This window comes from Bradyrhizobium diazoefficiens USDA 110 (assembly GCF_000011365.1).
GTDB lineage: Bacteria > Pseudomonadota > Alphaproteobacteria > Rhizobiales > Xanthobacteraceae > Bradyrhizobium > Bradyrhizobium diazoefficiens.
The window spans coordinates 349219-368466 of record NC_004463.1 but is presented as its reverse complement, the minus strand read 5'-3'; the positions used below and the strand labels follow the sequence as shown (position 1 = coordinate 368466).

The following is a 19248-nucleotide window of genomic DNA, read 5'->3' as shown; positions in this document are numbered from 1 at the left end:
ACAACGCTTCGCGTTGTCTAGAGCACTGCTTGTCCGGGACGACGATTGAGTTTTGGACGGCGCGCTTGCGCGCCTCCTCACCATGACGGTCAACGAATCATCAGGAATGCAAGGGCGTGTACTTCGTAAATCCGGGATGTTTGCTTTCTAGGGTAAAGCGGACACCCCCCGAACCCGGAATGTCGCCTTGTGACGCACAAGAGACATCAGAGCGAAACCAACCGACGGCAGCTTGTTGAATGGCTTACATCGATGCTTTCGCATCCGGTCGCCTCGCAACGAGAACATTGCCGATGCACTGCAACACCGTCTCGCGTCTTTGGTTGCGCAAGTGGATTTGGTTGCGAAGGATTCCCCTATCGGAGCTCGACCTCGACTCGCGCTTCTCCAGAACAATCGATTCAAGATCGAGGTGGTCTCCGGGGGTACCGCGTTCGGCAGCCTCACCTCATCCCAGCCGAGCCCGGCAAGGACACGGAGCGGAGGCTGTAGTTTGCTCGTTAGCGAGATGAAGATCGCGAACGTGTGGGCACCGGATGCCGTCAGTCCCGCAAAAACTGAGTGCGCAGCAGCTTCCTCATCGATGTGGAAGGGCCGTGCGTCATATTGCTTGGCGAACTGAATAATTTCGTCCTTGGAGACAAAATAGGGGCCGGCCTTGCCGGCTATCGCCAATTTCGGTGTCTTCAAAATAGCCGCTGGTCATAGGTCAATCCCTTACAAGCGCCCGCCAATCTAGGTCATGCTCCCTGGCATGAAGCACCGGATCGATATCTCCGGATAGAGGTCGTTGTAGATCGGCCAGACCATCGTGCGTCCGACTTTGTTCGGTACGGTGATTATGGCATCGTCAGGCACATCGACCCAGATCATCAGTTTGGAGTCGGCGGTTTTCGGCAGTCGCACACGGTAGTGGCCGTCTCTGGCTTCCCAGTCTACGTCTTCGACGGCATGACCGTCGGCGTGCGAACAGCAGAGGCCTTTGCCGCTTGCCAAACTCTCAAACCATTCGAGAAGTGGTGAATTCCTGTAGCGTCCGTCGAGATCGCGCCCCGGCGCCGGCGACATCACCATCGCGATAGCCGCGCTCATGGCGATTTGCGAAATCCCGCGTTTGATCAACGCTGTGCAGTGCCGCCCCATGGTGCCTCCGGGCGAACTGTAACCGCTTGTGAGTAGGTATCTTTCGGCTAAGGGAGGTTCACAAATTGGGGTGAGGCCGAACGTCGCGAAGTATCCGACAAAGTTTGGTAGCCTCGTGTGTTCTAGTTCGCCTGTTGCACACCAAGAGCTAGTGCAAGTGGGACGTGCATAGCGAAGATCAAACAAGGGGGTTTGACCATGCCCTCGATATTCGATTTTCTGTACCGCGAATTTTGTCGTGCGCGTCTCTCTGAAATGCGGAGACAGCTCCTTGTGGCCCGACGCGAAGAGGTTCGGGAAGCCGCATGGGTTCGCTGCACCCTAGACCGGTCTTTGGCCGCACGGCTCTCGACCGGCGTTTTTGCCCAACACCCGGACCTCGCATCATAGGGGCTTCCTGTGAACCTCCGCGGCCACTCCTAGACTTACCCATGGGAGGGTCAATGGAGGGACTAGGTCATGGCTATTGTACAATTCACACGCTTCAAGAGCGACAAACCTGAGGAAATGATCAAGACCGCCAAGCAGGCGAAGGCAATCTTCGAAAAGCACGGCGCTGAATTTCTTCGACTTTCCCGATTTCACACTGGTATGTGGGCTGGGGAGTTTCTTATCGCTACGCGCTATTCCAGTTGGGAAGTGTACGGAAAGGTGCAGGAGGCATTGGCAAAGGATGAAGCATTCACAAAGCTGTACGCGCACACACTAACCTTTGCCGAATTGAAGGGCCGTAACATCGCGGTCGGCATCGATCTCTGAGACTCCGCTGAGAGTTGCGGGCGTAGCGTTAGAGTATTGAGGTTCTGTGAGCCGCATCGGCCGCGCGGCGGCCCTGACCGGCCGCAATGTGCCGACGCCGCCAAGCGCAGTTGTCTTGACCGCGTCGTCGCTTCGGCATCGGGCCGCCGTCGGCCGAGCGGAAAGTCGCGACAAAGACGGCTCAGCAACTACATGCTGGAGCGTCTATTCCGCACCCTAATACGCCTGCTTGGCATCCGCCTCTTCGCTGGTCTGGATCAGGTCGAGACTCTGCTCGATCTTGCCGAGCAGAGCCGAGAGCTGCTTGCGCTCCTGCGCCGAGAGGCAGGCGAGGATCTCGTCCTCCCGCCGCAGCAATTGCGGGAACAGCTCCTCGTAGAGCGCGCGGCCTTTCTTGGTCAGTTGCAGGCGGAATTCGCGGCGGTCGGCCTCGTTCTCGACCCGCTCGATCAGCCCTTCATGCAACAGCATGGTGACGGCGCGGCTGATGGTGGATTTGTGCGTGCGGGTGCATTGCGAGATGTACTGCGCGCTACAGGCATCGTTGCGGAAACCGAGCGTCGCGATCACGCGCCAGGCCGGAATGTCGAGGCCGTGACGCTCCTGATATTCGACCGCGAGCGCGGAACTCACCTCCGCGGCAAGCCGGTTGAGGCGGAACGGCACGAACTTGAACAGATCGAGCCGCGTTTTTTGCCGCGGCGACGCCTCGCCCGCCTCTTGTCTCTGCAGCGCCGCATCGCTGGATGTCCTCGCCAAGGCTTGCGCTCCGAATTCCAGTTGACGGCCGGCCGGCTCCGGTCCAAAATAGTTGCACGTGAGACTATCTAGCAGATCAGCCCTCTTCTGACCAGAGCCGAGGTTAGCGCATGGCGCAGGTCAATGTGCATCAGACCAAGACCCAATTCGGCTATCGCCGCCACCCCGATCAGGACCGTCCCGGGCAAAGCCCGGCCGAGCATCCGGTTGTGGTTGTCGGCGCGGGCCCGGTCGGACTGTCGCTGGCGATCGACCTCGCGCAGCGCGGCCAGAGCGTCGTCCTTCTGGATGATGCCGACCGCATCGGCGAAGGCTCGCGCGCGATCTGCTTCTCGAAGCGCTCGCTGGAGTACTGGGACCGGCTTGGCGTCGGCGACCGCATGGTCGGGAAGGGCGTGGTGTGGAGCGTCGGTCGCATCTTCCACGGCGAGTCCCAGCTCTACCAGTTCAACCTGCTGCCGGAAGACGGTCACAAGCGGCCGGCCTTCATCAATCTCCAGCAATATTACGCCGAGGCCTATCTGGTCGATCGCATCAGCGATCTGCCTGAGGTCGACCTGCGCTGGCGCAACAAGGTGACCGCGCTGGAGCAGCGCAACGATTCCGTCGCGCTGACGATCGAGACGCCGGAGGGCGCCTACCGCCTGCACGCGCAATATGTCGTCGCCTGCGACGGCGCGCGGTCGTCGCTGCGGCAGATGGTTGGCGCCGAGTTCGCCGGCCAGGTGTTCGAGGACCAGTTCCTGATCGCCGACGTCAAGATGACGGCGGAATTCCCGACCGAGCGCTGGTTCTGGTTCGATCCGCCGTTCCATGCGGGACGCTCGGCGCTGCTGCACCGGCAGCCCGACGATGTCTGGCGCATCGATCTCCAGCTCAATCGCTACGCCGATCCGGTCGTCGAGAAGAAGCCGGAAAACGTGCGGCCGCGGATCGCGCGCATGCTGGGCCACGACAAGTTCGAGTTCGAGTGGATCTCGCTCTACAAATTCCAGTGCCGGCGCATGGACCGCTTCATCCATGGCCGCGTGATCTTCGCCGGCGACTCCGCGCATCAGGTCTCGCCCTTCGGTGCGCGCGGCGCCAATTCGGGACTCGAGGACGCGGAAAACCTGTCCTGGAAGCTCGACCGCGTCCTGCGCGGCACCTCGCCCGCGAGCCTGCTGGAGAGCTACCACGCCGAGCGCAGCATGGCGGCGGATGAGAACATCCGCGAATCCACCCGCTCGACCGATTTCATGGCGCCGAACTCGCACCAGGAGGCGCGGCTGCGCAAGGCGGTGCTGTCGCTCGCCAAGGAGACCGAATTCGGCAAGCGCATGGTCAATGGCGGCCGGCTCTCGGTGCCGTGCAGCTATGATACGTCGCTGTCGTCGCCCGATGCGGATATGTGGGGCGCTGGCCCGCGGCCCGGCTGTTCCATGTTGGATGCGCCGGTTGCCTCAAGCGCGGGTGAGCAGGCCTATCTGACGGATGTATTCCGCAAGGGCGGAACAGACTTCACCTTGCTGTCGTTCAGCAATGGCACGGAGCTCGGCGTGCCCGAAGGCGTGAAGGATATCCGCATCGGCGGCGAGGGCGGCCTTGCCGATCCCTCGGGCCTCGTCGCAAGGCGCTACGACGCCGACGCGGGTGCTGCCTATCTGCTCAGGCCCGATGGTTACGTTGCTGCGCGGTTCCGTCATCCGACGCGCGAGACCATTGCTGCGGCGCTGTCGCGCGCCGAAGGCTTGAATTGAGGTTTGGTATGCCGCTGTCCACCAGTTCCAACTTCGCACGCCCGGACGACGCCTTTCGCGCCATCGTCGAGGCGCATCGCGGCCTCACGGAGGAGCAGAGCGCCGATTTCGACGCGGCATTGGTGCTGATCCTCGCCAACCATATCGGCGACATCGATGTGCTGCGGGAAGCGATCGGGCTCGCCAAGCGCCGCATGATCGACGGCCAGCAGCAGCAACAACAGCAACAACAGCAACAACAATAACCCTGTGACCTAAGGATGAATTGATGGCGAAGAACTTCGCGTCCACCGGCGATCTCGCCGAGAAGAAGATCACCTTCTCCGAGATCGGCGCCGATCTCTATGCTTTTACCGCGGAGGGCGATCCGAACACGGCCGTGATCGTCGGCGACGACGGCTGCCTCGTGTTCGACGCGCAGGCAACGCCCGCGATGGCGAACAAGGTGATCGAGCGCGTCCGTACCGTCACCGACAAGCCGATCAAATATGTCGTGCTGTCGCACTATCACGCCGTGCGCGTGCTGGGGGCCTCCGCCTACAAGGCGCAAGGTATCGTCGCCTCGCAGGAGACCTATCGTCTCATCGAGGAGCGCGGCAAGCAGGATTGGGATTCCGAATACGGCCGCTTCCCGCGCCTGTTCCAGGACGCGCAAAGCATTCCCGGCCTGACCTGGCCGACGCTGACCTTCGAAGGCGAGATGTCGATCTATCTCGGCAAGCGCGAGGTGCGCTTGATGCAGCTCGGTGCCGGCCACACCTCGGGCGACATCGTCGCCTGGGTGCCGGATGCCGAAGTGATGTTCTCCGGCGACCTCATCGAATATCACTCGGCCTGCTATTGCGGCGATGCGCATTTGCGCGAATGGCCGCTGACGCTGAACGAGATCCGCAACTTCAATCCCAAGGCGATTGCGCCGGGCCGCGGCGATGCGCTGAAGGGCGCAGCCACCGTGCGCGAGGCCATCGCGATGACGCGCGACTTCGTCACCTCGCTCTATGGCGCCGCCGAAATCTCGGTCGCCAAAGGACGCACGCTGAAGGAATCGATGGCGGCGACGCGCGAGGTGATGGATCCGAAATTCCACAGCTTCGCCATCTACGAGCACTGCCTGCCGTTCAACGTGTCGCGCGCCTATGACGAAGCGTCGGGGATCGACGATCCCGTGATCTGGACCGACAAGCGCGATCAGGAGATGTGGGCTGCCTTGCAAGGAGGAGGATAGTCATGAACATCAATACCTCGCCCGATCAGATCATCCGAAGCTCGGCCCAGGTCACGCCGGGCTACATGTCCGGCTTCGGGAACAGCTTTGAGACGGAAGCCCTGCCTGGCGCGCTGCCGATCGGGCGCAACTCGCCGCAGCGCTGCGCCTACGGGCTCTATGCCGAGCAGCTCTCGGGTTCGCCCTTCACCGCGCCGCGCGGCACCAATGAGCGCTCCTGGCTCTACCGCATCCGTCCCTCGGTGAAGCATTCGGGGCGCTTCGAGAAGGCCGATGCGGGCCTGTGGCGCTCGGCGCCGTGCCATGAATACGATCTGCCCATCGCCCAGATGCGCTGGGACCCGACGCCGGTGCCGAAGGAGGAGGTGACCTTCGTTCAGGGCGTGCAGACCATGACGACGGCCGGCGACGTCAATACGCAGGCCGGCATGGCCGCGCATGTCTATCTCATCACCAAGTCGATGGTGGACCAGCATTTCTACAATGCCGACGGCGAGCTGATGTTCGTGCTCCAGCAGGGGAACCTGCGCCTCGTCACCGAGTTCGGCCGCATCGACGCCGAGCCCGGCGAGATCGTGGTGATCCCGCGCGGCGTAAAATTCCGCGTCGAGATTCCGAACGGGCCGGCGCGCGGTTATCTCTGCGAGAACTACGGCGGCGCCTTCACGCTGCCGGAGCGCGGGCCGATCGGCGCCAACTGCCTCGCCAATGCGCGCGACTTCCTGACGCCGGTCGCGAACTACGAGGACAAGGACACGCCGACCGAGTTGTTCGTGAAATGGGGCGGGTCGCTGTTCAAGACCACCTTGCCGCATTCGCCGATCGACGTCGTCGCCTGGCACGGCAATTACGCGCCCTATAAATACGATCTGCGCACCTTCTCTCCGGTCGGCGCGATCGGCTTCGACCATCCCGATCCGTCGATCTTCACCGTGCTGACCTCGCCGTCGGAGACCGCGGGCACCGCGAACATCGATTTCGTGATCTTCCCGGAGCGCTGGATGGTCGCCGACAACACCTTCCGGCCGCCGTGGTACCACATGAACATCATGAGCGAGTTCATGGGCCTGATCTACGGCGTCTACGACGCCAAGCCGCAGGGCTTCGTCCCCGGCGGCATGAGCCTGCACAATTGCATGCTGCCGCACGGCCCGGATCGTGATGCCTTCGAGCACGCCAGCAACGGCGAATTGAAGCCGGTGAAGCTGACCGGCACCATGGCCTTCATGTTCGAGACCCGCTACCCGCAGCGCGTCACCGCGCATGCCGCGAACGCGTCCACGCTCCAGGACGATTACGCCGATTGCTGGAAGGGCCTGGAGAAGCGGTTCGATCCGAACAGGCCGTAGTGACTTCGTCATTCCGGGATGCGCCAGAGGCGCAGGCCCGGAATCCATACTCACGATCGTGGTTATGGATTCCGGGCTCGCGCTCCGGAATGACGGCGGAGAAACCGTTTCAGAACATCCGGCAGGAAACCAATGCCCCACCCCAACGATCCCAGCCTCCGCTCCTTCATCGACGTCGATCCGGCCTCCGACTTCCCGATCCAGAACCTGCCCTATGGCGTGTTCTCGACCGCGGCCAGCCCGACGCCGCGGGTTGGCGTCGCGATCGGCAATTACGTGCTCGATCTCTGGGAGCTCGAGCAGGACTCGCGTCTCGATGTCGGCGCGCTCGGCGTGTTCTCGGGCGCCTCGCTCAATCCGTTCATGGCGCTGGGGCCGAAGGTCTGGGCAAGGACGCGGGCGCGGATCAGCGAGCTCCTGCGCGCGGATCATCCGGAGCTGCGCGACAATGAGGAGCTGCGCAAGCAGGCCCTGGTGCCGATGCGCGACGCCAAGCTGCACATGCCGTTCGCGGTCTCCGGCTACACCGATTTCTATTCGTCCAGGGAGCACGCCACCAATGTCGGCGTGATGTTCCGCGGCAAGGACAATGCGTTGCAGCCGAACTGGCTGCATATGCCGATCGCCTATAACGGCCGCGCGTCCACGGTCGTGGTGTCAGGTACCAACGTGAAGCGCCCGCGCGGGCAGTTGAAGCCGCCGAATGTCGACGTGCCGAGCTTTGGTCCCTGCAAGCGGCTCGATTTCGAGTTGGAGATGGGCGTGGTGGTCGGCCAGCCCTCAGCCATGGGCGGCATGCTCACCGAGCAACAGGCCGAAGAGATGATCTTCGGCTTCGTGCTGCTCAACGACTGGAGCGCGCGCGACATCCAGCAATGGGAGTACGTGCCGCTCGGTCCGTTCCTGGCAAAGGCGTTTGCGACCTCGATCAGCCCGTGGGTGGTGACGCGCGAGGCGCTGGAGCCGTTCCGGCTGAAGGGGCCGGAGCAGGAGCCGGTGCCGCTCGATTATCTCAAGCAGGCCAAGCCGCAGAATTACAGCATCGAGCTCGACGTCTCGCTGCGGCCCGGCGGCGCCAACGCGCCCACCAGCATCAGCCGCACCAATTTCAAGTACATGTACTGGTCCTCGGTGCAGCAGCTCATGCACCACGCCTCCTCTGGCTGCGCCATGAATGTCGGAGATCTCTTAGGGAGCGGCACCATCTCCGGCCCGGAGAAGAACCAGCGCGGCAGCCTGCTCGAGATCAGCTGGAACGGCACCGAGCCGGTCGAACTCCCCGGCGGCATCAAGCGCTCGTTCCTGGAGGACGGCGACAGCCTCGTCATGCGCGGCTGGTGCCAGGGCGCCGGCTATCGCGTCGGGTTCGGCCAGGTCGAGGGGACGATTTTGCCGGCGGAGTGAGATGGTCGTCATTCCGGGGCGATGCGAAGCATCGAACCCGGAATCTCGAGGTTCCGGGTTCGCGCTTCGCGCGCCCCGGAACGACGAGTTGGAAATTCAACGCCTCTCCGGCGGCACGTCGCGTATCCGCGCGCAATGTGCCGCGACATCCTCCACGCTGTATTTCAGATGCACCCGCTTGTCCGACGGCGCCTGCCTGGTCGTGCACACGCCCGGCCGCCATTCCTGCGTGGGGCGGATCGGGCGCGGCGCAAAGCCGCCGCCGCAATTCGGGCAGACGTTGGAGAGCTTGGTCTCGACGCAGTCCGCACAGAACGTGCATTCATAGGAGCAGATCCGCGCATCCGTTGCGTCAGGCGGCAGGTCGCGGTCGCAATATTCGCAGTTCGGTCGAAGCTGGAGGGCCATGGTCGAATCTCCGGATCGGCCGGATCATCGCAGACGGCGCGTGACGCGCGAATGCCGTAGTTCCCTCGATTTCAGCCAGCCTTCAGCTCCTTCAGCGGCAGCTTCGAGCTTTCCTTCAGCCGGTCCAGCACGATCGAGGAGCGCACATGCGCCACGCTCTGGTGCGGCATCAACACGTCGTTGACGAGGTTGGAGAGGCCCTTCAGGTCGCGCAGCACGGCTTTCAGCACGTAATCGGCATCGCCCGTCAGCGAGTAGGCCTCCTGGATCTCGTCGATGCGGTTCACCAGCGCGCGGAAGCGCTTGGAATTGTCCGGCGAGTGGGTCGCGAGCCCCACCTGGATGAAGGCGATCACGCCGAAGCCGAGCGCCTCGCTGGAGAGATCGGCGTGATAGCCCGCGATCACCTTCTCCTCCTCCAGCCGCATCCGCCGCCGCGAGCATTGCGAGGCCGAGAGACCTGCGAGCTCCGCAAGCTCCTGGTTGGTGAGGCGGCCGTCGTCCTGGAGCGCGCCGAGAATCCTGAGGTCGAAGGCGTCCACCGAAATCATGCGGGCTTTGTCCATTTGATGCACGGATCGTGCATATGATAGTCAAATGTCGTCCCGTTTGCACGCCCCTTGCGCGTCCCATGAAGGATAGTTCCTGCCAGCAGCCATTTGGGAGAGCAGCATGGGTCCGTTTCCGCACGATGCACCGCCGGCCACGATCAGCGCCGACAATCCGATGGGCACCGACGGCTTCGAGTTCGTCGAATATGCGCATCCCAATCCGGAACAGCTGCACGCGCTGTTCAAGCTGATGGGCTATGTGCCCGTCGCGCGCCACAAGACCAAGGCGATCACGGTCTATCGCCAGGGCGACATCAACTATCTCGTCAACGAGGAGCCCGGCACCCACGGCTACGATTTCGTTGCCGCGCACGGTCCCTGTGCGCCGTCGATGGCGTTTCGCGTCGTCGATGCGAAGGCGGCCTACGACCGCGCGATTGCGCTCGGCGCCGAGCCCGCCAACGTGTCATCCGCGCAGAAGGCGCTCGACGTGCCCGCGATCAAGGGCATCGGCGGCAGCCTGCTCTATTTCGTCGATCGCTACGGCGCCAAGGGCTCGGCCTATGATTCCGAGTACGAGTGGCTGGGCGCGCGCGATCCCAAGCCGGTCGGTGCCGGCCTGTTCTATCTCGACCACCTCACCCACAACGTCCATCGCGGCCGCATGGATGTCTGGACCGGCTTCTACGAAAGGCTGTTCAACTTCCGCCAGATCCGCTTCTTCGACATCGAGGGCCGTGCCTCCGGCCTGTTCTCGCGCGCGCTGACCAGCCCCGACGGCAAGATCCGGATTCCGATCAACGAGGACGCCGGCGATTCCGGCCAGATCGAGGAATATCTGAAGATCTATCGCGGCGAAGGCATCCAGCACATCGCCTGCGGCTGCCGCGACATCCACCAGACCATCGAAGGCCTGCGCGAAGCCGGCCTGCCCTTCATGCCCTCGCCGCCCGAGACCTATTTCGAGCGGATCGACGCGCGCCTGCCGAAGCATGGCGAGGACATCGCACGGCTTCAGAAGAACGGCATCCTGATCGACGGCGAAGGCGTGGTGGACGGCGGCCAGACCAAGGTGCTGCTGCAGATCTTCTCGGCCAACGCGATCGGCCCGATCTTCTTCGAGTTCATCCAGCGCAAGGGCGACGACGGCTTTGGCGAGGGCAACTTCAAGGCCCTGTTCGAGTCGATCGAGGAGGACCAGATCCGGCGTGGGGTGTTGAAGGTGGATGATGCGGCGTAGCTCGTCGCTATTGCCTGCATTTGCCGCCTCATAACAGGTGTCGTCCCGGACAAGCGCAAGCGCCGATCCGGGACCCATAGCCGCAGGGAGGAGTTGCGGCGCGAAAGCGGTAACTCCGAGTCCCGTAACCACAACGGCCTGTGGTTATGGATCCCGGATCAGCGCTCCGCTCTAGGCAACGCTACGCGTTGTCGAGAGCTGCGCTTGTCCGGGACGACAGCGGAGCGTGTTGCGACGGCGGAGATTATTTCGCCGCCTGCCACGCCTTCGTCACCGCCGCGATCTCCGCGCCCTCCGGCTCGCGCACCGCTGATGGCGTCCGTGAGAACCTTGGTGCGGGCGCAGGTTGTTTCACGCCGTGGCGCTCGACGAACACCTGTCGGGCGACCATGTGCGGATGTTGCGTGGCCTCCGACATGGTCAGCACCGGCGCGAAGCAGATGTCGGTGCCTTCCATGATCTTGCACCAGTCCTCGCGCGTCTTGCTCTTGAACACGGCTTTCAGCTTTTCCTTCAGCGCCGGCCAGGCCTTGCGGTCCATCTGCGCGTCGAAATCGGCGTCGGTCAGGCCCGCGTGCTGGCGCAGCAGCGCGTAGAACTGCGGCTCGATCGAGCCGATCGAGACGAAATGGCCGCAGGCGCATTCGTAGACGCCGTAGAAATGCGCGCCGCCGTCGAGGAAGTTCTGGTTGCGCCCTTCGGTCCAGCGGCCGATCGTGGTCATGTCGAAGAAGAACGACATCAGCGATGCCGCGCCGTCGCACATCGCGGCATCGACCACCTGGCCCTTGCCGGACCTCGATGCTTCGAGCAGGGCCGCGAGCACGCCGACGACGAGGTAGAGCGCACCGCCGCCGAAATCGCCGACCAGGTTGAGCGGCGGCACCGGCGCCTCCTTCGGGCCGATCGCGGCGAGCGCGCCGGTGATGGAGATGTAGTTGATGTCGTGGCCGGCGGCATTCGCGAGCGGGCCTTCCTGGCCCCAGCCGGTCATGCGGCCGTAGACGAGCTTTGGGTTGCGCGCGAGCACCATTTCGGGGCCCAGTCCGAGCCGCTCCATCACGCCGGGACGAAAACCTTCGACCAGCGCATCGGCGCTCGCAAGCAGGTCGAGCACCTGTGCGATCGCCGCCTTGTCCTTGAGGTCGAGCTCGATCACCTTGCGGCCGCGGCCCGCCACCGACTTCATGCTCTTCTTGGCGCCGACCCGGTCGAGCGTGACGACGTCGGCGCCCATGTCGGCCAGCATCATGCAGGCGAACGGGCCGGGCCCGATGCCGGCGAATTCGACGATGCGGAAGCCCGAGAGCGGGCCGGAGGCGCGGACGGACGAGGTGGGGGCTGATTTGTCGAGCACGTTGTTGTTTCCTCGGGTCGCGGGCAAGTGCCGGTGGTCCGGCAAACGCCTCACGTTGCTCTTGGGGGCGAGTTAATCGGCTGATTAACTTTTCTCGCCTTCCCGCCAGCGAGGCAAGCGGTTTTCATGCATGGGCGCATAATAAAAGCGGCGCGCATTTCTGCGCGCCGCGGAAAATTTGCGTTCAGTCGCTAGAGCGGGATCGTCAGCCTGCGGCGGCCACCGCACGCTGCGCCATCACCTTGATGAGGTTCGCACGATACTCCGACGTGCCGTGGATGTCGGACAGAAGTCCGCTCGCCGAAATAGTCACGCTGTCGATCGCCGACGGCGACCAGTTGGCCTTGAGCGCGGCTTCGATGGCGGGAATGCGCACCACGCCGCTCTGCGAGGCGCCCGTGGCGGCAACGCGGACATCGCCCGACTTCGTCTGCGCGACGAACACGCCGGTCAGCGCAAAGCGCGAGGCCGGATGCGGGAATTTCGCGTAGCCCGCTTTCCCCGGAACCGGGAACGACACGGCGGTGATGATCTCGCCGTCCTCGAGCGCCGTCGTAAACAGGCCCTTGAAGAAATCCTCCGCCGAGATCGAACGCTTGTTGGTCTTCACGGTGGCACCGAGCGCCAGCGTCGCGGCCGGATAATCCGCGGCAGGGTCGTTGTTGGCGAGCGAGCCGCCGATCGTGCCGCGGTAGCGCACGGCGGGGTCGCCGATCAGCGACGCGAGATAGGCGAGCGCGGGGATCGCCTTCTTCGCGGCATCGCTGGTCGCCACGTCGTAATGCGGCGTGGCGGCCTTGATGGTCAGCGTGTCGCCGGCGGCCTCGATGCCGATCATGTCCTTGATCTTGCCGAGGTCGATCACGTCGGACGGGCTGGCGAGGCGCTGCTTCATCACCGGCAGCAGCGTCTGGCCGCCGGACAGGAATTTCGCCTCGCTGCTCTTGCCGAACAGGCTGGCGGCTTCGTCGACCGAGGAGGCGCGATGATAGGTTGTCTGGTACATCTTGGTTGCTCCTGAAATCTTTTCTCTGTCATTCCGGGATGCGCCGCAGGCGCAGACCCGGAATCTCGAGGTTGAATTCGTGGCTCCAGATTCCGGGTTCGACGCTTCGCGTCGCCCCGGAATGACGATGATGAGGCGGTTAAGCCGCGTGGATCGTGCGCCACACCCGGTCAGGGGTTGCGGGCATTTCCAGATTGTTCTTGCCGATCGCATCCGTGATCGCGTTGATCACGGCCGCTGACGCCCCGATCGCGCCGGCCTCACCGCAACCCTTGATGCCGAGCGGATTGCCCGGGCACAGCGTCGTGGTGTGGGAGAGGTTGAACGAGGGCACATCGTCGGCGCGCGGCATGGCATAGTCCATGAACGAGGCCGTGACCGGCTGGCCGTTGGCGTCGTAGATCGCGTGCTCGAGCAGCGCCTGTCCGATGCCTTGAACCAAGCCGCCATGGACCTGGCCCTCGACGATCATCGGGTTGATCAGCCGGCCGAAATCGTCGGCCGCGACGAAGTTGACGAAGGAGGTCTTGCCGGTGCCGGGATCGACCTCAAGCTCGCAGATATAGGTACCGGCCGGGAAGGTGAAGTTGGTCGGATCGTAGAAGGCGCTTTCTTTCAGGCCGGGCTCCATCCCGTCAGGCAGATTGTGCGCGGTGTAGGCCGCGAGCGCGACCATCGGGAAGGCGATCGCCTTGTCGGTGCCCGTCACCTTGAACTCGCCGTTCTCGATGACGATGTCGGCTTCCGACGCTTCCAATGCGTGCGCGGCGATCTTCTTGGCCTTGGACTCCATCTTCTCCATGGCCTTCAGGATCGCGGTGAGGCCGACGGCCGCCGAGCGCGAGCCGTAGGTGCCCATGCCGAACTGCACCTTGTCGGTGTCGCCATGAACGATCGAGACCTGGCTGATGGGAACCCCCAGGCGCTCCGCGACGAGTTGGCAGAACGTCGTCTCGTGACCCTGGCCGTGGCTGTGCGAGCCCGTGAGGATCTCGATGGTGCCGACCGGGTTGACGCGCACCTCGGCGGATTCCCAAAGGCCGACGCCCGCCCCCAGGCTGCCGACGGCCTTCGACGGCGCGATGCCGCAGGCCTCGATGTAGCAGGACACGCCGATGCCGCGCAGCTTGCCGTCCGCCTTGGCCTTGGCCTTGCGCGCGGCGAAGCCGGCATAGTCGATCGCCTTCATCGCGGCGTCGAGCGAAGCGTTAAAGTCGCCGGTGTCATAGGCCATGATCACGGGCGTCTGGTGCGGGAACTGGGTGATGAAGTTGGTCCGGCGCAGCGCGGCCGGATCGACCTTCAACTGCCGCGCCGCCGTCTCCATCAGCCGTTCGATCAAATAGCTCGCCTCGGGGCGGCCCGCGCCACGATAGGCGTCGACCGGCGTGGTGTTGGTGTAGACCCCGATCACCTCGGCATGGATCGCCGGGATGTTGTACTGGCCCGACAGCAGCGTCGCGTAGAGATAGGTCGGTACCGACGAGGAGAACAGCGACATGTAGGCGCCGAAATTGGCGTAGGTCTTCACCTTGAGGCCGGTGATCTTGTTGCTGGCATCGAACGCCATCTCGGCATGGGTCACATGGTCGCGGCCATGCGCGTCGGTGAGGAAGGCCTCGGTGCGGTCGCCGGTCCATTTCACGGGACGGCCGACCTTCTTCGAGGCCCACAGCGCCACCATCTCCTCCGGATAGATGAAGATCTTGGAGCCGAAGCCGCCGCCGACGTCGGGCGCGATCACCCGCAGCTTGTGTTCGGGCGCGATGTTGTAGAACGCCGACAGCACGAGGCGGGCGACGTGCGGGTTCTGCGACGTCGTGTAGAGCGTGAAATGCTCCTCCGCGGCGTCGTAATCGGCGATCGCCGCGCGCGGCTCCATCGCGTTCGGCGCGAGGCGGTTGTTGGTGACGTCGAGCTTCACGACATTGGCGGCCTTGGCGAAGGCCGCATCGGTGGCGCCCTCGTCGCCGATCACCCAGTCATAGACCTGGTTGCCGGGAGCCTCGGGATGAAGCTGCGGCGCGCCGGCCTTGATCGCGGCGTGGACGTCGGCGACCGCGGGAAGTTCCTCGTAATCGACGACGACAGCTTCCGCCGCGTCGCGCGCCAGGTTCTTGCTGTCGGCGATCACGACCGCGACGGCCTGACCGACGAAGCGCACCGTCTCCGGCGCCATCGCCGGCCATGCGCCCATCTTCATCGGGCTGCCGTCCTTGGAGGTGATGGCCCAGCCGCAAATCAGGTTGCCGACCTTGTCGTCGACGATCTGCTGCCCCGTGAGCACCGCGACCACGCCCGGCATCTTCAGCGCGGCGGAAGAGTCGATCTTCTTGACCTTGGCGTGCGCGTGCGGGCTTCTGATGAAATGGGCATGGGTCATGCCCACCAATTTGATGTCGTCGACGTAGCGGCCCTTGCCGGTAATGAAACGCTTGTCTTCCTTGCGCACGACTCGCGCGCCGATGCCTTCAACACCCATGTCTGGTCCTCCCGACCGGAATTATTTTGACTGCGCTTTCCATCGAAAGCAGCAAGTGGTGGTCTTTGTTCGAGGCGGGCGGCCTTACTCGGCCGCCTGCGCAACCTTCATGCGTCCGGCTGCATCCAGCACGGCCTTGACGATGTTGTGGTAGCCGGTGCAGCGGCAGATATTGCCTTCGAGCTCCTGGCGGACGGTGGCCTCGTCGAGCTCGCCACCATGGCGGTGCACGATGTCGATCGCCGACATGATCATGCCCGGCGTGCAATAGCCGCACTGCAGGCCGTGATTGTCGCGGAAGGCGGCCTGCATCGGATGCAGCTCGTCGCCCTTGGCGATGCCTTCGATGGTGGTGACGCTGGCGCCGTCGGCCTGTCCCGCCAGCATGGTGCAGGATTTCACCGCGCGGCCGTCCATGTGCACGACGCAGGCACCGCACTGGCTGGTGTCGCAGCCGACATGGGTGCCGGTGAGGTTGAGGTGATCGCGCAGGAGATGGACCAGCAGCGTGCGATCCTCGACGTCGACAGCAACGGCCTTGCCGTTCACTGTCAGTTTGACTGTAGACACGGTGAAGTCCTCCCGAATGTTTGTAGTTATTCCAATTAGAGACAGCGCGAACGGAACTTTGCAACTGGGATTTTGGGGACTGCGCGTCATGGAAAGGTCATCATGGCGGTTGTCGCAGGTCAGCGATTCGGCCACGATGTTCCGTGCCGCCGCCAGTGCGTGGCGCGACCTTGCAGGGAGCTTTCGAAAACGATCTCCGCTTCGTCGATGGCGGCTGGGTTCAGCCGCCGGCGCGAGGCGCTGGCCCTGGATGTCGGCGCCCTTGGCGCGTCGTTTCTCCCTTTGATGTCGTGTTCGTTGTTGCGAATAGGAGCACGCGCCCACGCCGTTGTAATCGCGATCTTGGTAGTAGACGGCGGCAGGCTAACTCATTGATTCTATTGATGTTGACCTTGGCGTTCCTCGCCGGACAGTCCATTCCGTCACTCCGGGGCCCGAGCGGAGCGAGGGAGCCCGGAATCCATCGGGCCGCAGAGTGGATTGAGTGAATGAGACGCCAGAAAAAGCACCCCTAGTACTTCCTGGCGATTGATCGCAGCCGGGCGCCGCCCTAGTCGTGCCATACAAGCAACGGTCAAAAGGGGTGGAAGCGATGCAGATGAACGACAGTCAGCGTATCCCAGCGTCGAAAGCCAATGTGTGGGCCGCGCTCAACGATCCCGATATTCTCAGGCGCTGCATTCCCGGCTGCCAATCGCTCGAGATGGCATCGCCGACGGAGATGATTGCGACCGTGGTGCTGAAGGTCGGCCCGGTGAAGGCGACGTTCAGCGGCAAGGTGACGCTGACCGATATCGATGCGCCCAACGGCTACCGCATCGTCGGCGAAGGCGCCGGCGGCGTCGCCGGCTTTGCCAAGGGCGGCGCGAAGGTCAGGCTGGAAGAAGAATCGCCTGGCGTCACCGTCCTGCACTACGAGGCCGACGCGCAGATCGGCGGCAAGCTCGCACAGCTCGGCTCGCGGCTGATCGACTCGACGTCGCGAAAGCTTGCCGCGAATTTCTTCGAAAGCTTCGCGGCTGTGGTAGCGCCATCATCGTGATCAGCGCGTCGTCCTCGGCGCCTGACGCGAACTTGTAGGGTGGGCAAAGGCGCTCTTGCGCCGTGCCCACCACTTAACCAATCCACGATTGCGAGAGAAGAGGTGGGCACGCTTTGCTTTGCCCAACCTACTGCGCTGATTGGGCGGACGAAGCGGATTACGGCGCGATGCTGCCCAAATCCGATGGCGCTTTTCGAGCTGTAAAATAAGGGCAAGACGCAAGCCCGGACAACGAGATGAGCGGCAAAAGCCGCCAATGATTTGCACTACTACCTTCCGCCTATACTAAGCGCGACAAGGCGATGCTGTAATTTCGAACGATGGCTCGCAGACGAACTGCGCATCACGGGCGCGGCGCGCTCAGGCGCCTAACATGGCGTGCACAACAACATCGTGGAGGGAATACATGACCTTTGGAACGAAGGGCTTCTTGGCTGGCATCTCGATGGTTGCGATGCTGGCTACCGCTACGTCGGGCGTTCGCGCCAACGACTCCCTGCTCAAGGCGCAATCCGACTCGAGCCAGTGGGCCGTTGCCGGCCACGACTACGGCAACACGCGCTTCAGCCCGCTGAAGCAGATCAACACCGAGAACGCCGGCAAGCTGACGCTCGCTTATTCGTTCTCGCTCGCCTCGCTCCGTTCGAACGAATCCTCGCCGATCGTCGTCGGTAACACGCTCTACGTTTCGAGCTCCTGGGGCCCGAAATACGTCTACGCGCTCGATGCCGCCACCGGCGTGCGCAAATGGACCTACGAACCCGATATTCCCGAGGACGTGCTGCAATACGCCTGCTGCGACGTGAACAATCGCGGCGTCTCCTATGCCGACGGCAAGATCTTCGTCGGCCGCCTCGACGGCAAGCTGACGGCGCTCGATGCCGCGACCGGCAAGGCGCTCTGGACGGCGAAGGTGGTCGATTACAAGCAGGGTTCGGTCATCACCTCGCCGCCGCTCGTCGTGCGCGACAAGGTCATCACCGGTTTCGGCGGCGGCGAGTACGGCGTGCGCGGCTCGCTCCAGGCCTTCGACATCAACACCGGCAAGCAGCTGTGGCAGACCTACACCGTTCCGTCGCCGGATGAGCCCGGCGGCGACACCTGGAAGGGCGACTCCGCCCAGCATGGCGGCGGTGCGGCCTGGCTGGTCGGCTCCTACGATCCGAAGACCGACACGGTCTATTGGGGTACCAGCAATCCCGGTCCCTGGAACACGGCGGTACGCTCGACCGGCGACGGCAATTTCGGCAAGCTGACCAACCTCTACACCGCCTCGACGGTGGCGTTCGATCCCAACACCGGCAAGATCAAGTGGCACATCCAGACCACGCCGGCCGATGCCTGGGACTATGACGGCGTCAACGAAGCCGTGCTCGCGGATCTGAAGATCGGCGGCAGCACCGTGCCGGCGCTGATGAAGGCGGATCGCAACGGCTACTTCTTCGTCGCCAATCGCGAGACCGGCAAGGTGCTTTCGGCGGAGAAATACGTGTTCTCCAACTGGGCCAAGAAGTGGGACATCGCCACGATGCGCGCGGTCGAGGATCCCGACAAGCGTCCCGGGCCGAACCATCCCGCCAAGGACATCTGCCCGAACCTGATCGGCGGCAAGAACTGGCAGCCGATGTCGTTCAACCCGCAGACCGGCCTCGTCTACATCCCGTCCAACAATGTCTGCATGGACTGGTCGGTCTCCGACGTCGCCTACAAGCGCGGTGTGTTCTATCTCGGCGCCGAATTCCCGACCAAGGAAGGCCCCGGCGGTTTCCTCGGCGAGCTCGTGGCCTGGGATCCGGTCGCGCAGAAGAAGGTCTGGTCGATCAAGGAAGACCTGCCGTTCAACGGCGGCACGCTGACCACCGGCGGTGGCCTCGTGTTTGCCGGCAACATCCATGGCGATTTCCGCGCCATCGATGCGAAGTCCGGCAAGGTGTTGTGGAGCAGGAATCTCGGCTCCGGCATCGGCGCAGGTCCGGTGACCTACCAGGTCGACGGCAAGCAATATGTCGCCATCGTCGTCGGCCGCACGGCTGCGCTGCCTGCGTTCCTGGGCGAGGTAGGAAAGAAGATGACGGCCGCAGCTCCCGAGGGCGGTTCGCTCTTCGTGTTCTCCGTCCAGTGACCACTCGCGCGCGTATCCCCGCGGGATACGCGCGCGCTTTTTCCAGACTTTGGTTGCGGCATCGGCCGATGCCTGGTGCCGCTGCGCTTGGC

At 63.6% G+C, this 19248-nt stretch carries 17 protein-coding genes and 1 pseudogene; 9 read left to right on the top strand and 9 right to left on the bottom strand.

From position 1 onward, the window contains the following. Positions 1-147 precede the first annotated feature (147 nt). Both BJA_RS01755 and BJA_RS01750 read right to left on the bottom strand, forming a co-directional pair. Positions 148-633: pseudogene (locus BJA_RS01755) on the bottom strand (MaoC/PaaZ C-terminal domain-containing protein); the annotation flags it as partial. Positions 634-735: 102 nt separating this feature from the next. Continuing rightward, a complete protein-coding gene (locus BJA_RS01750) occupies positions 736-1092 on the bottom strand; it encodes a hypothetical protein (protein ID WP_051000370.1) in 357 nt (118 codons plus the stop codon). Positions 1093-1602: 510 nt separating this feature from the next. On the opposite strand from BJA_RS01750, the gene BJA_RS01745 reads away from it, so the two are divergent. Next, a complete protein-coding gene (locus BJA_RS01745) occupies positions 1603-1902 on the top strand; it encodes a hypothetical protein (RefSeq protein WP_011083180.1) in 300 nt (99 codons plus the stop codon). Between the two features lie 216 nt (positions 1903-2118). On the opposite strand, the gene BJA_RS01740 is transcribed toward BJA_RS01745, so the two are convergent. Next, positions 2119-2661, bottom strand: a complete 543-nt coding sequence (locus BJA_RS01740) for a MarR family winged helix-turn-helix transcriptional regulator (RefSeq protein ID WP_038967447.1) — start codon at positions 2659-2661, stop codon at positions 2119-2121. Positions 2662-2771: 110 nt separating this feature from the next. On the opposite strand from BJA_RS01740, the gene BJA_RS01735 reads away from it, so the two are divergent. From BJA_RS01735 to fahA, 5 genes are all read left to right on the top strand, one after another. Next, a complete protein-coding gene (locus BJA_RS01735; RefSeq protein ID WP_011083178.1) occupies positions 2772-4400 on the top strand; it encodes an FAD-dependent oxidoreductase in 1629 nt (542 codons plus the stop codon). Between the two features lie 8 nt (positions 4401-4408). Then, on the top strand, positions 4409-4645 hold the full coding sequence (locus BJA_RS01730) for a DUF2783 domain-containing protein (RefSeq protein ID WP_011083177.1): 237 nt from the start codon (positions 4409-4411) through the stop codon (positions 4643-4645). 23 nt (positions 4646-4668) lie between these two features. Further along, positions 4669-5625: an MBL fold metallo-hydrolase gene (locus BJA_RS01725; protein WP_011083176.1), complete on the top strand. Its 957-nt coding sequence runs from the start codon at positions 4669-4671 to the stop codon at positions 5623-5625. 2 nt (positions 5626-5627) lie between these two features. Continuing rightward, complete coding sequence (gene hmgA, locus BJA_RS01720; RefSeq protein ID WP_038967448.1) at positions 5628-6974, top strand: homogentisate 1,2-dioxygenase; 1347 nt, start codon at positions 5628-5630, stop codon at positions 6972-6974. A gap of 132 nt (positions 6975-7106) precedes the next feature. Next, on the top strand, positions 7107-8378 hold the full coding sequence (gene fahA / locus BJA_RS01715; protein WP_011083174.1) for a fumarylacetoacetase: 1272 nt from the start codon (positions 7107-7109) through the stop codon (positions 8376-8378). A 96-nt stretch (positions 8379-8474) separates the two neighbouring features. Here fahA and BJA_RS01710 read toward each other — a convergent pair whose 3' ends face one another. Together BJA_RS01710 and BJA_RS01705 are read right to left on the bottom strand one after the other, a co-directional pair. Further along, positions 8475-8786, bottom strand: a complete 312-nt coding sequence (locus tag BJA_RS01710; RefSeq protein WP_011083173.1) for a DUF1272 domain-containing protein — start codon at positions 8784-8786, stop codon at positions 8475-8477. Positions 8787-8857: 71 nt separating this feature from the next. Continuing rightward, positions 8858-9337: an Lrp/AsnC family transcriptional regulator gene (locus BJA_RS01705; RefSeq protein WP_038967454.1), complete on the bottom strand. Its 480-nt coding sequence runs from the start codon at positions 9335-9337 to the stop codon at positions 8858-8860. A 121-nt stretch (positions 9338-9458) separates the two neighbouring features. On the opposite strand from BJA_RS01705, the gene hppD reads away from it, so the two are divergent. Further along, positions 9459-10577 carry a 4-hydroxyphenylpyruvate dioxygenase gene (hppD, locus tag BJA_RS01700; RefSeq protein ID WP_011083171.1) on the top strand — a complete coding sequence of 373 codons (1119 nt, stop codon included), beginning with the start codon at positions 9459-9461 and terminating at the stop codon, positions 10575-10577. Between the two features lie 244 nt (positions 10578-10821). On the opposite strand, the gene BJA_RS01695 is transcribed toward hppD, so the two are convergent. The 4 genes from BJA_RS01695 to BJA_RS01680 form a co-directional block, all read right to left on the bottom strand. Further along, on the bottom strand, positions 10822-11934 hold the full coding sequence (locus BJA_RS01695) for a CaiB/BaiF CoA transferase family protein (protein ID WP_038967455.1): 1113 nt from the start codon (positions 11932-11934) through the stop codon (positions 10822-10824). A 205-nt stretch (positions 11935-12139) separates the two neighbouring features. After that, on the bottom strand, positions 12140-12940 hold the full coding sequence (locus tag BJA_RS01690) for an FAD binding domain-containing protein (protein ID WP_011083169.1): 801 nt from the start codon (positions 12938-12940) through the stop codon (positions 12140-12142). 139 nt (positions 12941-13079) lie between these two features. Continuing rightward, entirely contained in the window at positions 13080-15422 is a 2343-nt protein-coding gene (locus tag BJA_RS01685; RefSeq protein ID WP_011083168.1) for a xanthine dehydrogenase family protein molybdopterin-binding subunit, read from the bottom strand. An 84-nt stretch (positions 15423-15506) separates the two neighbouring features. Beyond that, positions 15507-15992, bottom strand: coding sequence for a (2Fe-2S)-binding protein (locus BJA_RS01680; RefSeq protein ID WP_028175651.1), 486 nt, complete (start codon positions 15990-15992; stop codon positions 15507-15509). A 592-nt stretch (positions 15993-16584) separates the two neighbouring features. On the opposite strand from BJA_RS01680, the gene BJA_RS01675 reads away from it, so the two are divergent. Beyond that, entirely contained in the window at positions 16585-17034 is a 450-nt protein-coding gene (locus BJA_RS01675; RefSeq protein WP_028175650.1) for an SRPBCC family protein, read from the top strand. A gap of 406 nt (positions 17035-17440) precedes the next feature. After that, positions 17441-19156, top strand: a complete 1716-nt coding sequence (locus tag BJA_RS01670) for a PQQ-dependent methanol/ethanol family dehydrogenase (protein ID WP_038967449.1) — start codon at positions 17441-17443, stop codon at positions 19154-19156. The last annotated feature ends 92 nt before the right edge of the window (positions 19157-19248 follow it).